This is a genomic window from Paenibacillus sp. Root444D2 (genome assembly GCF_001426375.1).
Lineage (GTDB): Bacteria > Bacillota > Bacilli > Paenibacillales > NBRC-103111 > Paenibacillus_E.
Genome location: NZ_LMEO01000050.1, coordinates 682,247 through 698,737 on the forward strand (window position 1 = coordinate 682,247; position 16,491 = coordinate 698,737).

Annotated in this window: 12 protein-coding genes; 3 read left to right on the top strand and 9 right to left on the bottom strand. The window is 48.1% G+C overall.

Annotation, left to right across the window (positions count from 1 at the left end):
• Window positions 1-97: 97 nt before the first annotated feature.
• The 6 genes from ASD40_RS30415 to ASD40_RS30440 all read right to left on the bottom strand — a co-directional run bounded on the left by ASD40_RS30415 (window position 98) and on the right by ASD40_RS30440 (window position 9,082).
• Entirely contained in the window at window positions 98-3,370 is a 3,273-nt protein-coding gene (locus ASD40_RS30415; protein WP_082562556.1) for a carbohydrate-binding protein, read from the bottom strand.
• Window positions 3,371-3,387: 17 nt separating this feature from the next.
• Complete coding sequence (locus ASD40_RS30420) at window positions 3,388-4,719, bottom strand: ABC transporter substrate-binding protein (RefSeq protein WP_057306862.1); 1,332 nt, start codon at window positions 4,717-4,719, stop codon at window positions 3,388-3,390.
• 22 nt (window positions 4,720-4,741) lie between these two features.
• Window positions 4,742-5,626, bottom strand: a complete 885-nt coding sequence (locus ASD40_RS30425; RefSeq protein WP_057306863.1) for a carbohydrate ABC transporter permease — start codon at window positions 5,624-5,626, stop codon at window positions 4,742-4,744.
• Between the two features lie 5 nt (window positions 5,627-5,631).
• The gene (locus ASD40_RS30430; RefSeq protein WP_235549445.1) at window positions 5,632-6,537 is read right to left on the bottom strand and encodes a carbohydrate ABC transporter permease; all 906 of its coding nucleotides are present in this window, start codon (window positions 6,535-6,537) and stop codon (window positions 5,632-5,634) included.
• 19 nt (window positions 6,538-6,556) lie between these two features.
• Window positions 6,557-7,831: a glycoside hydrolase family 125 protein gene (locus ASD40_RS30435; RefSeq protein ID WP_057306864.1), complete on the bottom strand. Its 1,275-nt coding sequence runs from the start codon at window positions 7,829-7,831 to the stop codon at window positions 6,557-6,559.
• Between the two features lie 114 nt (window positions 7,832-7,945).
• Window positions 7,946-9,082, bottom strand: a complete 1,137-nt coding sequence (locus ASD40_RS30440; RefSeq protein ID WP_057306865.1) for a GntR family transcriptional regulator — start codon at window positions 9,080-9,082, stop codon at window positions 7,946-7,948.
• A 545-nt stretch (window positions 9,083-9,627) separates the two neighbouring features.
• Here ASD40_RS30440 and ASD40_RS30445 point away from each other — a divergent pair.
• Window positions 9,628-10,242, top strand: coding sequence for an ABC transporter permease (locus ASD40_RS30445; RefSeq protein ID WP_321166587.1), 615 nt, complete (start codon window positions 9,628-9,630; stop codon window positions 10,240-10,242).
• Entirely contained in the window at window positions 10,242-10,742 is a 501-nt protein-coding gene (locus ASD40_RS30450) for an ATP-binding cassette domain-containing protein (RefSeq protein WP_057306867.1), read from the top strand. Before ASD40_RS30445 ends, ASD40_RS30450 begins: the two co-directional genes overlap by 1 nt.
• Before the next feature lie 301 nt (window positions 10,743-11,043).
• Here ASD40_RS30450 and ASD40_RS39165 read toward each other — a convergent pair whose 3' ends face one another.
• Both ASD40_RS39165 and ASD40_RS30455 read right to left on the bottom strand, forming a co-directional pair.
• Complete coding sequence (locus tag ASD40_RS39165; RefSeq protein WP_268795934.1) at window positions 11,044-11,178, bottom strand: hypothetical protein; 135 nt, start codon at window positions 11,176-11,178, stop codon at window positions 11,044-11,046.
• Between the two features lie 207 nt (window positions 11,179-11,385).
• Window positions 11,386-14,016, bottom strand: coding sequence for an adenosylcobalamin-dependent ribonucleoside-diphosphate reductase (locus tag ASD40_RS30455; RefSeq protein WP_057306868.1), 2,631 nt, complete (start codon window positions 14,014-14,016; stop codon window positions 11,386-11,388).
• Window positions 14,017-14,433: 417 nt separating this feature from the next.
• Between ASD40_RS30455 and dat the strand changes: the two genes are divergently transcribed.
• Window positions 14,434-15,273, top strand: coding sequence for a D-amino-acid transaminase (gene dat, locus ASD40_RS30460; protein WP_057307102.1), 840 nt, complete (start codon window positions 14,434-14,436; stop codon window positions 15,271-15,273).
• Between the two features lie 61 nt (window positions 15,274-15,334).
• Here dat and ASD40_RS30465 read toward each other — a convergent pair whose 3' ends face one another.
• Entirely contained in the window at window positions 15,335-16,174 is an 840-nt protein-coding gene (locus ASD40_RS30465; RefSeq protein ID WP_057306869.1) for a lipoate--protein ligase family protein, read from the bottom strand.
• Window positions 16,175-16,491: the final 317 nt, after the last annotated feature.

Here is a 16,491-nt window from a genome sequence, read left to right on the forward strand (position 1 = left end):
CTGGCGACATCCAGTGTAGCCCCTATCTAATCACGCTTGACACCTCTTCCATGCATAAATGTAGGTCGACCTGCGGTCGACCTACCTATTTTTACGGTTAGCCCTCTTTCCTTTTCAGCCAAGTATCAATGAGGAATTGAGCATCCGTATTCAGAATCGCCTTTGCACGAGCTTGTACGTTACCGCTTAAAGCTTCATTATTCAAGTGCTTGATAAAATCTTGCATATGCTTTACCGCTTGATCTTGCTTGCCTTTGTCTAGCTGATGCTGAACCTGCTTAAGAGAGTTGGTCAGCTGAGGGACGATCGCTCCGCTCAGCTCTCCCGAATTCGTGAAGCGGGTTATTAAATGCTGCATGGCATAGACGCTGGTCGTCACGCTGACGTTTCTTGTGTTCTCTAGTCTGTTTCCAGAAGCGTCCTCAATAGTGACAACGGCCGTTTTCATTCCTAGATTTCCAGCCATATCAATGTCAATGCTTTGCTGCGTCGTCGGATCAATCGTATATTCCTTACCGTCAATTGCGATTTTTGCTGTCCTGGTCGAAGACATGTGGTCCCATGCTTTGAAGTTTAGAGCCAAGTCGTCATCAAAAGAATCGCCGTCTTTTAAAATAATTCCGTTAGCGGTTAGAGCATAGGAAGGCAAATTTCTGCCGTCTACCGTGATTCCCTTCGATACGTTCCCAGACTTATCTGTGTTCTTGATCAAGATCGTGTAGCTGTTGTTCTCATCAAGACCCGATAAAAGTGCAGTCTGTATGCCTCTACCGACGTTGATTGTGTTACCAACCTGTTGGCCGTTGCTGAATACCGCGATTTGTGATTTTTGACCGTCGATGTCATAAGGGCCGTCCCAATACAATGTCATGGCATCGTTGCCGCGAATCGCTTGCACGTTCTCTACCTCTCCCGGAGGTACATGATCAGGCATAGTCACAGGAGGCGGAGTCGGTGCCGTAAGCACGGCCGGGTCACCAAACGTAAATTTATCGAAGTTGTATAACCAATCGTTGCCTTTGAACAGCATGAACACGATATGTTTTCCGTTCACAGGAGTGGTGACGTCCGCCGAGGTAACCTTGAAATCTTGCCAACCGCCGGTTCCTGAAACCGAACTGGTTGCGATAACCGGGCCGCTCATGCTATCGACTCTAACTTCTATCGTTCCTCCGCCGGTTGCACTTGCCGCATTAACATAAAATTTAGACGGACTCTGAGTTCCAAAGTCAATGTAATTGTACATGGCATACGGCTTATTGGGACCGTATATTCCCGCCAAGTACGTTTGACCGCCGCCGTTTTCCGTACCTAAGCCTACGCCGCTGGTATAGTTCTCAGCCTCCAGCTTGCCATAAGCATCCCTTGCTTTCCCTTTCACTGTCGTAAAGGTGAACCAATCCAAATTGCAGGGCGCATCGCTTCCGTTTGTGCCATGGAATACGAGATACACATCGTGAACGCCAACTGCCTTGGTGTCGTCAATGTTGGCCATCAAGTCCACCCAATTATTCCAGTTTCCCAAAGCCGGAATTCCGATCACACCTGCGGTCGGCCCGTCCAGGCTATCTAGCTTCACCTCAATCGTGCCGCCTTGATTGCCGCTGGTCACATGAAAGGTAACGCCGGCCGCACCAGATCCAAAGTCAATGCCTTTATATGAGGCATAAGCATTGTTTTTAATACCGTCCAGGAAGCCCCAATCGGCATTTTTGCTGAGACCCGAGCTGAAGTCGAAATTGCCGGCCTTCAGCCTTGCATATGCGTCCGATTTGGTCGGATCCGTTGTTGTGAATTTAAACCAGTTCAAATTAAACAAATATTGATCGTTCGTCTTCGTAAAGACAAGATAGACGTCATGTACGCCGGTTACTTTGCTCGGGTTCCCTTGATCGTCTTTAAGAACGGTCACGGCATCCGTAAAATTGTTCCATCCTCCTGTCCCCTCAACGTTTAAGGTTCCGACTTTTGTACCGTTCAAGGAGTCGAGTCTTATTTCGATGTTCCCTCCACGAGTTCCGCTTGCCGCTCTGGCGATAAAGCCAATGGCACCCTCAGATCCGAAGTCGACATTTTTATAAGCCGCATAGTATCCGGGCTGTATGCCGCCGAGCTGTAGCGAGCCATCCGGGCTACCTTCCATAACAAATCCGGTACCGACGTTATAGCTTTCCGCTTCTACCTTATTAAAAGGATTTTTGGAGGCATACCCGCCGAGATTGACATCCTGCGATTGCAAAACGGACAATGCTTCTACTGCGCCGGATGATGCCCAAGCCTCATAAGTTCCGGAAAGCAGCTGCCCTGACCAGTTGCCGTCGACGATGTTGTCGGCGTTTCGATTGTTCCATGCCGTTTGGGCGTTGAAAGCCGCCCAGTAATTAAATTCCGCAGCGAATTGCTTGTAGGTGCTTTCGCTTCGCTCGTTGACGGCCTTTTGTAGATAGGCAAGATTGCGAAGCAGGATCGTTTTGCCGCCTTTTAGGTCGTGGTTCGGTCCTTCATAGCGCAACAAACGGTTTTCATCGACTAAATGATCTTTGGTAAAGCTCGCCGCTTTCACAGCATCGTCAAGATACACGGTATTTCCTGTTATTTGATACAATCCTACCGCTGCGCCGATGAAAGTGCCCTGATTGTAATGAGTCGCATCGGGGACGGCGCCTTTCTCCATCTCGATGCGGTCAAACACTTTCCCGTTACCGTCCGTAAGCATCGTCTTGCTCCATCGGTAAATGCGGGTGGCCGCATCCAAATAATGATCGTCCTTCGTGATGTTATACAGATAAACGGCCGCTTCGGCTGCGGGGAAGTTAATACAGGCATTCTTCGTAGAGTGATCCGTATTCATCCACCAGATGCCGCCGTTCGCAAAGCTGTCATCCCATTGCGTATTGTAAACAAAGTCGAAATAATACTTGGCTTTATCCAAATATTTTTGATTTTTCGTTATTTCGTAGGCTCTTGCTGAACCCATCGCCCACCACATGATGTCGTCATTGAAATGATTGTTCGTCCAATCCTCCCCGTATTTCGCTACCGTACCGTCAAAAATGTCGTCAATCTGAGTTCGAAGCTGCGCTTTCAAGCCGGCATCGGAAGTATGAAGATAGGCGTCCATGACCGTTTCCCAAAGCTCCGCTTCTATCCAAAAGTCCATATAGTTGCTGCCGCGATTCGAATTTTTCCAAAATAACTTTGCGCTGCTGTCCCAAAATTTCGCGTTAAATGCTTGTATGGCCGTATCTCCGTCCGACGAAGTAAATGCATTCGCTTTTGGGCTTCCCAGAGCAGAATATGATGTGAAAGTTAATGCAAACGCCGTTGTCATCAGTAAAAGTTTAGAGCGGACCCTTTTTGTCAGTACCATTACATTACCTCCCCGGATTATTTGGATGACGCTATCACTTTGTTCACCTTGTCGACCGTATCCTTCAGCTCGGCTTCGCCAGCTTTGCCGCTCAAGACATTATTCCAGACGGCGTCGATGAACGGGCCTGCTTTACCGGACCAGGTCGTAAGGAACCGTACCGGCTGAATGTTCGGTGATTTTAGAATATAATCGATACCGTCCGCCAAATCCGGATGCCCCGCTTTCTTGAGCGTGTCGAAATAAGCGCCTGCGGCCGATTTGTAAGCGGCGGGAGCGACCGGTGTGGACGGCAGCACTTCCTGATACATCGACGAATCAAGATACATCAGCACTTTCCAGACCGCATCCGGATTCTTGATAGTGGCTGGGCTGCACCAACCGACGGCGTCATAAATCTCCGATTGCGTCTTCACGACAGGCTGAGGAGCATAGCCCCATTCCAGGTTCGGCGCATTGCGGATCAGGTCGTCTGCCACCCACTGCCCTTGCATCGTCATCGCAACTTTACCGTCCTTGAATGACGCCATAACGCCCGATTGGTCGAACGTCGGCGGAATCATGGATTTGTCGGCAATCGCCTTCTGATACTTCTTCACGCCCTCGATAAATTGCGGGCTCACTTCCACCTTCGTCGGGTTTACGATCGAATCCGTAAAAGGAGCACCTCCCGCCGATACCGAGTACAGTGACATGTTGAACGCATCGGGGCGGCCATAATATCCGTATTGCTGAACGCCGCCTTTGTTAGATGTCAGTTTCGCCATGTCGCCAAAAAATTCATCATACGTCCAACCCTGCTTCGGATCCGGAAGTCCGGCATCTTTGAACAGCTTTTTGTTGTAGAAAACGCCATATGTATTAAGAAGACCCGGCAATCCGTAAAGCTTGTTATTCGATTTCCAACTGTCGACGACACCCGGATAAAATCCGTTCATAAAATCCTTATCCGAACTCGCTTTGGCCGACCAGTCGTAAAGAAGACCTTTCGTGCCGTTTTGCAGCGTCATGTCGTTGCCTGTCATGAAAATGTCCGGGGCCTGTTTGGCAGCCATCATCTCGTTGATTTTGATGCCGTAATCCTGAAGCGGAGCAGGGAGCAGCTTAACGGTGATACCCGGGTTCTTTTCCTCGAACTTCTTCATCGAAGCCATGATCTTGTCGTTCATAGCCTGGGACTCCCAAGTCATCAACGTGACCTCCGTGGTCGCCGCTTTGCTATCGTTGCCGGACGTAGGCGCCGAAGTAGTCGTACCTCCGCTCGAAACCGTGCTGTTCGAGCAACCTGCCGCCGTCCCCAATGCCAGCGTCAACGCTCCTGCCAAACTAACCATTTTAACCGCTTTCATTTTAAAGACCTCCTAAGATTGTTTATTTCAAGCCGGCGGAATTGACCGACCCGAGACCCTGCATAAAGTACTTTTGGCCGAGGAAAAAGATGATGATCATCGGAAGCATGTAGATTAAATCTGCAGCCATAAAATAGTTCCACTGCGTCGTCCAACTTGATGCAAAAGAGGCAAGAGCTACCGATAGCGTCCATTTGCTTTGATCCGCAATATAGATGAGTGGCTCCAGGTACTGGTTCCATGCTCCGTTAAAGGCGAAGATAATCATGGTGACGATGACCGGCAGCGACATGGGAACAAGCACATACCAAAGGATTTGGAAGTCTCCGGCCCCGTCGATCTTGGATGCCTCGTCGAACGATTTCGGAATCGTGCTCGTGAATTGGATGAACAAGAACGTAAAGGTGGCATTGCCGAGAAATGCCGGTACGATCAGCGGAAGATAAGTATTGTACCAGCCGAGCGAGATGAACAAATGAAAGATCGGAACGAGCCCTACGAAGCCCGGCAGCATGAGGCTGCCAACGAAGAACGAAAACCACATTTTACGTCCAGGAAAACGAAGCCTGCCGAGTCCGTATCCGACGAGGACCGAGCTGACGACTTGCCCAATCGTGCAGGCGACGGCGATGAACATCGAGTTGCCGAACGTCCTCCAGAAGTTGATAGTCTGCGTTCCCTTGACGAAGTTTTCAAGATGAAACTCCTTCGGGTACCAATCGGGCGGTATCTTGAATATTTCTTCATTCCCTTTCAGCGCTATCGTAATCATCCAGAGGAGCGGATACAGCATGGCGATGGAGCCGACGAGAAGAATCAAGAAACGAACCGTATCTTTCAAAGGATATTTGGATACACGGTCGGCTGTCCGGGAATTTTCTATTACCGCAGACTGGGACATAGCCATTCGTTTCACCCCCTATTGTCATTTTCGTAATACACGAATCGATTGGAATACCTGTAAGTAAGCAGAGTGAAGAACATGATGATGAGGAACAGAACCCAAACCTCAGCGATACCGTATCCGAACATTTTACCGTTAAACACATCTCCGTAAATCTTATAATTGAGCAGCATCGTCGAGAAGTTGGGACCGCCGTGAGTTAAGACAACAATTTGGGTGAAGGCCTGAAAGGAGCCGATAATACCCAAAATGAGCTGCAGAAAAAGAATCGGTGTGATCATCGGCAGCGTCACACGGGAGAACGTCGTCCATCCGCTGGCCCCGTCCACCTCCGCAGCTTCATACAAATCCTGCGGTACGGATTGCAGTCCGCTTAAGAAGATGATCATCCCTGAACCGACCTGCCACAAGCCGGACAGGATGATGGATAGAAGAGCCGTATTCTCGCTCGTGAGCCAAGGAGCGGCCGGCAGACCGAACAATCTGAGCACCTGATTGGCCAATCCATACTGCGGATGATACATGAAAAGCCATAGGGTCAAGGTTGCCACCGCTGGGATAACCGTCGGCAAGTAAAAGGCAGTCCGGAAAAACTTGATGCCCGGCAGCTTGCGGTTGAGAAGCATGGCCAACACAAGGCCGAATATGAGTGATGAAGGCACATTGAGCAGAACGAAATAGAAGGTCACTCGGAGCGACTTCCAGAAAGCCGGATCGACTGTAAACATATAAGTGAAGTTATCGAATCCGACAAACTTAGGCTTGTTGATGCCATCCCAATCCGTAAGCGCATAATAAAGCGAAGAGATTAACGGATAGGCGACGAATACGCTGAAACCGATAATCGAGGGGAGGATGAACAAATAACCCTTGATCCATTGGCGGTAAACCCTCTTGCGGGATGCTGCAATCAAAAGTTCCGACCACCTTTCTTTATTCGGGTTTCTGTTCGAGCCATCGGCAAATAAACTCGCCGAACAAACTGTTCGCCCAAGCGAACCATTCTCTTGTGAACGTATCCGGTCTGTCGGGATGAAAGCTTTCGTGCATAAAGCCTGTGCCTGCGGTAGTGGAAACTAACATCCGTACCAGATCGTCCCGCTCAATCGGATCGATCGAGGTCAGCCCTTGGATGATGAGTCCGATCGGCCAAATGTGACCGGGCGGCGTATGCGGGCTGCCGACGCCTTGGGCGAAGCGGCCCGACGAGTAATACGGGTTATCCGGGCTTAGAACGAACTTTCTTGTATTCCTATAGACCGGGTCGTTCGCGTCTCGGTAACCAAGGTAAGGAATCGAAAGCAGACTCGGAACGTTGGCGTCATCCATCAGATTGTAGTTGCCGAAGCCGTCGGTTTCGTAAGCGTACATCCATCCGTGCTCAGGATGCTTGACCTTGCCGTATGTCTCAATACCGAATTCGATTTCTACAGATAATTTGTAAGCGCTTTCAATTAAGCTGTGGTCACGATAAATCTCCTTGGCCAACTGTCCAATATAACGAAGGATGATGACGGCGAACATATTCGAAGGGATCAGGAATCCGAACTTGCAGGCATCGTCGCTCGGTCGGAAGCCCGACCAGATCATGCCGGTATAATTGGTTCGGGTGCCTCTTCCGCCGAAAGGCAGCGTGTCTGAAGGAGGGCAGCCCGTTCTTTCGAAAGCGTACTCGGAATCTCGGTCATGCCGCTGTTCTACGCGCATGATTTCAACAATCCGATGAAACATCGTATGTACCGTCTCACTGAATACCATTCTGTCTTGAGTAGCTTCCCAATAGTCCCAGCACAGTTGAACAGGATAACACAGTGAATCCAATTCGTACTTCCGTTCCCAAACCCAAGGTCCTTTGACCGTTAGGTCTCCCGAATGCCCTTGCCCATTCGGCTCCTTATTGAATGCGTTTGCGTATGGATCGAGCATCAGGTATCGAGCCTGCCGTTCGATTACCCCGCGTATCATCCGCTGCACATCCGGATCGTCGACTGCCAGCTGAATATAAGGCCGAACCTGGGCGGACGAATCTCTGAGCCACATCGCCGGGATATCTCCGGTAATGACGAAGGACGTCCCGTCGTCCAACAGTTCTACAGTCGTTTCCAACGTATTCGGGTAGCATTTCTGAAAGATTTCAGAAAGTCCCGGGTCGATCCGCTGAAGTCGATCCGCTGTTTCTTCAATTTTCCGATAAACCGAACTATACATAACCACACTCCTATTCAGATTGTAATCGCTTCCTTTCGTGATATCAATATAACATCTCAAATAACATAATGTCAATATACTATTTATATACCAAGTATAATTCAATTATATCAACTATTGATTTATAATCTCGATTTGCCGCCGAATCAACTTGTGCTCAACCAGGTGGTTTTCCGGGGTCACTTCACCTGCCCATTTGGTTGCTAGCAAGTCCAACGCACGTTGTCCGATACTCCATTCGTCCTGCCGAATATGCGTGAACTCCGGCGGGCTAAACGAATCTTCAGGGTAATCGAAACAGACTATTTCATAATTATCCGGAACCCGCTTGCCCATCTTGTTCAGCCACTCGGATATGCGCATAGCCATCAGATATTCGCAAGCCACGAAGGCCGTCGTGCCCGGATGCCTTTCGATAAAAGATTGCAGCGTTCCATAATCGTTCGAGATGTATTCTTTCGTCCCGCCGACCGGCAGCGTGCTGTAAAGGTTCGTCACGATCATGTCCGGATTTGCCGGAATCCCGCGCTGTGTAAATGCCGACAAGTACCCTTGAATGCGGTCCTCAATCGTCGAGGTGTTTTCGGACGGCGGCGATACGAAGGCGATTTCCCGATGACCTTGATCGAGAAGATACTCAGTCAGTTCCTGCGCGGCTTTGCGATTATCCGTATACACAGTCGTTGCGGCAATCCCGCGCAAATAGCGGTCCACCAGCACGACCGGAAACCCGTTAAGAACAAGACGCAACAGTTCGGCGTTATAGTGCTCTCCGTGTACCGGAAAAACAATCAAACCCGAAGCACCCTGCCGAATCGATGCACGGATCGCCTCCTCCTCCACGTTTTGTTTATCATAAGTCAGCTTCAGCATAAGCGGGATACCATAGCTCGAGCACCGCTCTTCAATTCCGCGTACCATCTTAAGTCCAAAGGAATGATCAAAGTCGGGTAAGATGAGGCTGACGATCCTCGGACCCGCAGCGTGATCGCGTTCCCCCCGGCCGGAAGGAACCGCTTCCTGCTGTTCGTGGTAATTGAGAATTTTCTGTGCGACGAACGATCCCTTTCCCTGCACCCTCTCGATCCATTCGTGCTGTGCAAGCATCTCCAACGCCTTTTTCGACGTAATGCGGCTAACGCTGAACTGAGTAGACAATTCGTTTTCCGAAGGAATACGATCGCCAGGTTTTAGCCTACCTGCCTTGATTTCATCCAGCAAATGACTATATATCTTCTCGTATAACGACATGACCTATCAATCCTTCACCTGTAATATTGTTGATATATCAAGTATAACATTATCAAATTCTTGATACAACAACATATTAATTGTTGACAGATTTGCAAGTACGGCTGAATATTGAGTGGTAAATATTAACAATCTCCTATAATCGGACGCGCGATAGCAAGCGAGGAATGTCATAAAATCTTACTATACTCTCACATGGATCAGCTTCAAGAATGTTTTGTTCCGCGTCATCAGCTCAGTGTTACTAATCATCGTGTTACGCGAAATATGGACCGCTATTTACAGCAGCGGAGCTGCCAATTTAACCGTATCTCTGCAGGATTTGCTCACCTACTCCGTCGTTGCCAGCGTAATCTGGACGCTGATTCCATCTGATTTTCATTGGCATATTTCACAGCAGGTGCAGACCGGAGACATTGTGCTCGACTTGCAGAAGCCGTGGAATTTTCAAACGATGTATTTTTTTCGTTCGCTCGCCGGCTCATTTATATGCTTATCCCGATCGCGGTCGCGTCACTTTTGCAGTTCCCGATTCGTAACAGATCGTGTTCGTCATGTCATTATCGAGGTTCAGCCATGGTTTATTCGTTACGTTCTTCCAGCAAATCTGGAACTTGGAATATCTAATTCGCGAGGGTCTTATGGATCGAGTCCTCGTCCGCCCCCTCAACCCGCTATTTCAATTTTTCGCAATGCGCATCCAAATTTACGGCTTCGGCGATCTAATGGCCGGCATTGGCGGACTTGCATACGCCGCCCCGCACATTGGTCAATGGAGCATGCTAAAGCTATTTTTCTTGATTATCATTATACTCAGCGGAGCGGCCATCGAATGGGCGCTTATGACAATGCTAGGCGTTTCGGCATTCTGGACGTTGCAGTCGGGAGGTTTATTGGCGCTATTAGACACGCTATTAAACAAGCTCTCTCGCTTCCCGCTATCCTTGTACGGCAGACCGATCCAACTGGTGCTAACGTTTGTGCTGCCGGTCGCATTCATGTCGTTTTACCCGGCATATTTGTTCATGAACGAGGTAGGGCAGCAGCCGCCCTCTCCGTGGCTGGTGTACGCTTCTCCGGGAGTAGCGGTCGTACTGGTTGGGTTAGCTTATCAGGTATGGCGTAGGGGCATAGACGTTTATCAGGGGGCGGGATCGTAGTGGCGGTTATCGAAGTAAAACAAATCGCGCGCGAATTCAAAGTGAGAAGCGGGACTCGCTGCTCATTTCGGCTGTTCAAGACTCTGCTCGGTCGTAATTTCGGCGTGAAACGAGTCGTCGATAATATTAGCTTTACAATTGAGGAGGGCGACTTTGTCGGTTATATCGGTCCGAATGGAGCAGGCAAATCGACAACGATCAAAATGCTTTCCGGTGTGCTAACACCGACATCCGGCACTGTGCAAGTACTCGGTCTGGAGCCGTTCAAGAATCGGAAACAAAACGCCAAAGCGATCGGTGTCGTATTCGGTCAGCGGACACAGCTATGGTGGGACTTGCCGTTCCTCGACTCGTTCAGGCTGCTTGGTTCGGTATACAAAGTAGAGCCGGAACGGCTGCGGAATAATATTACCACTTTTACAGAGCTGCTCGATTGGGGGATTTTCTCGATACGCCCGTCCGCCAGCTCAGCCTTGGGCAACGCATGCGCGGAGATATAGCGGCTTCATTGCTACACGACCCGCAAATCCTATCGAGGATATTATTAAAGAGTTGTATGCACTGGGAGATGCGTTGAGGAAAATACAAGAATCGCACGCGAAGACGGAGTGATAGCGGAAACTGAAGTTCCGTTTATTACTCCATTTTTCGTTCTCTTCGGCGGGATCTACGTTGATTATATGTATTTTACTCATTTAATCGGTCTCTGAATATTTCGATGCAATAGAGCCACCCTTCCGGGGGTAGGAGCCGTCTGTATTCGGCAGCTCCCTAAAAAACATTCAAAGAATGTATAATCATTCATTTTAATACATAAACATTTTCGTGAAACAAAAACCACAACAAATTAATCGTTACGTGCACGTCTTGACTATAAGGATAGCGGATCGCACGGTCAACCGGTTGAATGAACCCGCCGGACAAAGGCTTCATCAAATATAATGTCACCCATCTACAAAGCATTGCCCCGTGCAGCAGTTGACTCTCCGAGGTTTCTCAACCGCTGCACGGGGGTTGTATAAACATGCATAATTATACATTTATCATCAATTCTGAAAATCTTTTCTCATCAATTCTAATAATTTTCTCAAGAAATATGACACCACACACAAAAAAAACCAGGGCTTCCGCCCTGGCTCAATCCTAAGAACACCTGCTGTACCCGCAGTTGACGCAATTCTTACACCCTTCGCTGTTCACCAGCGAAGCGGATCCACACGACGGGCACAGGTCCTTCGGCGCAGCACTAGCCGCGCTACTTCCATGACCCGTGTGCCCCGCGGCCACTACCGGTGCAGGTGCTGGCGCATCCAGCACTTCACTCGTCGCGGTCACGTAGTTCCGCGCGTCGTCTTGCTCGTTCATCACTTCGTCGTGCTGCTCGAGCGCTTTCGCAACCGCGTCCGCGATGGACTCGACGCGGTTGTTGCCGAAGCCAATGGCGCCAGAGCCGCCAATGCCTTTCAAGTGCTTCACGAGCAGCTTCACTTTATCGCCGTGATCGCCATAACGCAGGAACAAGGAGCACACGCGACCGAGTGCTTCGGACATTGCGAACACGTCGGAGCCTGCTTTTCCTACGTTGAGGAAGATTTCACTCGGCGTACCGTTCATATCATTAATCGTGATATACGCCATCCCGAATGGTGTATTCACTTTATACGTTGCACCTCGTAGAATTTGCGGGCGGCGTTTGTATTGTTTATCGAATACTTGCTCCGTCTTCGCATCCACATCTACAGCTAGTTTGCCTGATAGATTAGTAAAGCTCTCTTCTTCTTTCACAGCTTCCGCGGCAACAGCCACTGGAGCCGCCTCTGCTTTCTTCTCATCTTTTTTCTCCGCGCTTGTACTCAATACTTGCACATCACGGCTGCCATCACGGTAGATGGTTACACCCTTACAACCTAGATCAAAAGCCAATTCATACAAGCGTTTCGTCTCTTCCACGGTGAAATCTGCCGGACAATTCGCTGTTTTGGAGATCGAGCTGTCTACCCATGTTTGAATCGCAGCTTGCGCCCGGATATGATCTTCCGCAGTCAATGTCATGGAGGTTACGAAGTAATCCGGCAGCTCTTGACCTGGATTCGCATCTGTCCACTCCTGTGCGATCGGCACATACTGTTTATCAAAGCCAAGACGGCTTTGTCGGTAATATTCAAAAGCAAAGTATGGCTCAATGCCTGTCGATGTACCCACCATTGTCCCCGTACTTCCAGTAGGTGCTTGAGTAATTACGGTTACATTGCGCATGCCATTCTGCTTAATCGCTTCGCCAACTTCTGGGAATACTTTCGTCATGTTTTTCATAAAGCCGCTCTCAAGGAACTTATCTTCAATAAATTCTTTGAAAGACCCTTTTTCACCAGCAATTTCAGCCGATGCCAGATAAGCTTCCCTAGCCATAAAGCCATAGATTTTGTCCAAAAACTCCAAGGACTCCGGACTTCCGTACCGAATTTTCAATTTAATCATCAGTTCAGCAAGTCCCATAGTACCTAAACCTACACGGCGCTCGCCTTGTTGATTCGTACGATTTTCTTCAAAATGATACGGTGTCTTATCGATAACATTATCAAGAAAGCGAGTCGAATAACGGACCACTTTGGCCAAATCTGCCCAATCCACGTCATGCTTCTCCACGTCATAAAACTTAGATAGATTAATAGCAGATAAGTTACAAACGCCCCAAGCCGGAAGCCCCTGCTCCCCGCATGGATTCGTACAAATAATCGGATTGAAGTACCAACTGTTGGACATTTGGTTGTAGTATTCCAAGAATACAACACCCGGCTCAGCTGATTTCCAAGCAGACTCAATGATCGTATGCCAAACATCACGTGCTCTTACAGTACGATAAGGCTTGACGGATTTACCAAGCTTTTTCCAAGCATCTAAGTTGCCATCCCATTTATCGTTATAATCAGGATCCGTCGTATCTGGGAAAACAAGCTCCCACTCGAGATCTTCCTTAACGGCTTTCATAAATGCATTGCTAACACAAACAGATAAATTTGCATTCGTGATTTGACCCATCTTTGATTTCACCGTAATGAAATCCTCAAGATCTGGATGCCAGTCGTTAATCATGAGCATAAGTGCTCCGCGACGGCTGCCGCCTTGTTCAATTAAGCCTGTTGTATAGCTGAACAAACCACCCCAAGAAACAGCGCCGCTGGATGATCCATTAACACCTTTCACAACAGATCGGCGTGGGCGAAGGGAAGAAAGATTGATACCAACTCCACCGCCGCGTGACATAATTTCCGTCATTTCCGAGAGTGTGCTCATAATTCCGCCTCGGCTATCGTGTGGAGACGGGATGACATAGCAGTTAAATAGGGTTAGTTCATCACTTGCATCAGCACCAGCAGCAATACGTCCGCCTGGTACAAGCTTCCAATCATCAAGAATATATCTGAATTTATCTGTCCATTCTTTGCGTTTTTCAGGGGTTGCCTCTACCGATGCCATTGCACCTGCCAAACGGTCCCACATTTCTTCTGGTGTCTTCTCAATATTTAAAGTGAGCTTTTCCACTGCGGATTCAACAGTCTCACCACTTCTTGTCTTTACTTTGACGGTATTGCCATTACGACTGATAATTTCGCCAACTTCTTTGGCTGGGAATTTAGGGTCATCCTTCGTTAAAACGAGAACGGTATCGCCCACCTTGGCCAAACTCGTATCCGCATTTTTGAGTGCATAACGATCCAAAAATATTTTCTCGCTTAATCCATCCAGCTTCTTATTAGACTGTACAATCCCCATCCATAATTCCCTCCCAATAAGCTACATACTCAGCTACAACTAAAATTAAAGTTACTTTATGAAGTTTATGTAAAATTACAATATGTGGTGTGCGAAATTCATTATACCTCACTATATATTGATCTTCTAATAGCTAAAGAACCAAATTTCGTTATTAAGACAACCCTTAATCATATTAGCTAATCCTTACTTACTAATTCTCTCTTTTTCACGGTCAGAATAACCAAATTTAATCATTCAACCAAGCAAGATGAGATCGGCTATACAGCTCGTTTTGACGATCGTTAATTCCTCTGCTAACCTATATATAGGATATCACATTTTACTTGTTTTTAGAACATTTGTTCGATAAATACATTTGTTAAAATGTGGACAGTGGTTTCAGTATCCTACTTTCATAAGAAAACGCTTGAGGAGATGTTGGATATTTATTTCTTTAAAAATGATTTCGTCAACAAGAAGGACGTTCTTATTTCTCCAGATGATCGTGGCTACTACTTTGGAGATGGGATATATGAAGTATTCCGGGTATATAACGGGAAAATTTACGAGCAAGCTGCTCACATGCAGAGACTCCAAAGAACCGCAAGTGAAGTGCGGATAGAACTACCTTTTACTATTGAAAAAATGGGTCATATACTCACACAGCTTATTGAAAAGAATGGTCTCAATGAAGGCACTGTTTATATGCAAATCACGAGAGGCGAAGCTCCTCGGGCACATCCGTTCCCTGCACAAGCTATGCCCATTCTGCTGGCCTACTGCACAGAGGTGCGCAGACCCATTGCCACGATACATAATGGCATTAACGCAATCACATTAGAGGATATCCGCTGGCTGAGATGTGATCTCAAAACGCTCAATCTTCTCCCAAATGTCATGGCCAAACAAGCAGCGCTTGATCACGGGGTGCAAGAAGTCGTGCTCCATCGCAGCGGTACTGTCACCGAATGCAGCGCCTCTAATTTGATGATGATCAAAGATGGCGTACTTTACACGCACCCAGCTAACCATTTGATCCTTCATGGAATCACTCGGGCTGTCGTTTTGAGATTAGCTCACTCACTAAATATCACAGTGAAAGAAGAATCCTTTACGACGGAGCAGCTTCTGCTGGCTGATGAAGCCTTTATCACGGGAACTACCGTGGAAATTACACCTATCTTACAGATTGATGGCAAAGCAATTGGACATGGCGCGCCAGGTCCGATTACACGTACTCTGCAAAGTGAGTTTGAACGTACTTTTGCACAGTAAAAAAAAGCACGCTCCTTTCCTAGAAAGGTCCGTGCTTTTTTGCTCTTTCACGCGCTTTCGCTTAACGACGCAAATTCCACTCATCCGTGCCATATTTCTCACGCACAAGATGTTCAGAAAGCTCAATCTCATAAGGTGTCAACGATTCCTCCACAAGCTCCACACCAAGCCCCCGTGCGATCTCACGACGAAACGCATCCTCCACCTGTCTGAGCGTTACAGCCTCTTTTCCTTGCGCCCGAAGCAGCTCATTAATTGCCACAGCTTTCTTCAAAAAGCTCGTCTTCATTCGATCCGCAACCTTCTCGTTGGAGAAACGCAGCATGCGAAATAGCTGATCGGTATCCATGTCGAGCAGGATGGAGCCGTGCTGCAGCACGACATTTTTTTGCCGAACCTGTGCGCTGCCGGCGACTTTACGTCCCTCAACAACCAGCTCATACCATGAGGGGGAATCGAAGCAGGCCGCTGATCCAGCGGATGCGTACTTCTCCTTCTCCTCATCACTTGCGAGCTGGACCATTTCTGCACCCAGACCAAGCGCACGAAATCCTTGCAAAAGTCCCTCGCTCAGCACGCGATAAGCTTCGGTCACATTTCGCGGAATGCCCGGATAGTCCTCCGCAACGATAATGCTATATGTAAGCTCCTTATCGTGTAGAACGGCTCTCCCCCCGGTTGGACGCCTTACGAAGCCAATTCCCTCATTTGCTACCGCTTCCTGATCAACTTCCGACGCCTTTTGGAAATAGCCAATCGACAGCGTTGCCGGATTCCATCCGTAGAAACGTACCGTAGGAGGAACGAGCCCTTCACTATGGGCGGTCAGTATTGCTTCATCTAATGCCATATTTTCAGCAGGAGATCGATCTCCTGTATGTATAAAACGCCATGTCGTCATCTCTTTCTGTCACCCTTCCCACTTTGCTATCCGAAGACAACCTATATCATATCATATAATCGTACATGCTTACGATGTTGGTGACGGTTGAATGCCACAACTTGCTAATGAAATTCAGATCGAGTACAGTTCTAGCTCGAAACGAGCAGTAATTGCCAGATTAGCTGCACTTTTTGCAGCATATCTTTCAAATCAGAAATACGCTGCTGCAGGCTGAATTAATGTACCTTTTACAGCATTTCAGGTTTCGCGCCACTTGGTGGACATTTTTACTACGAAACAGTTCACGACAACTTCCATGGAAAAGTTATGAAAGC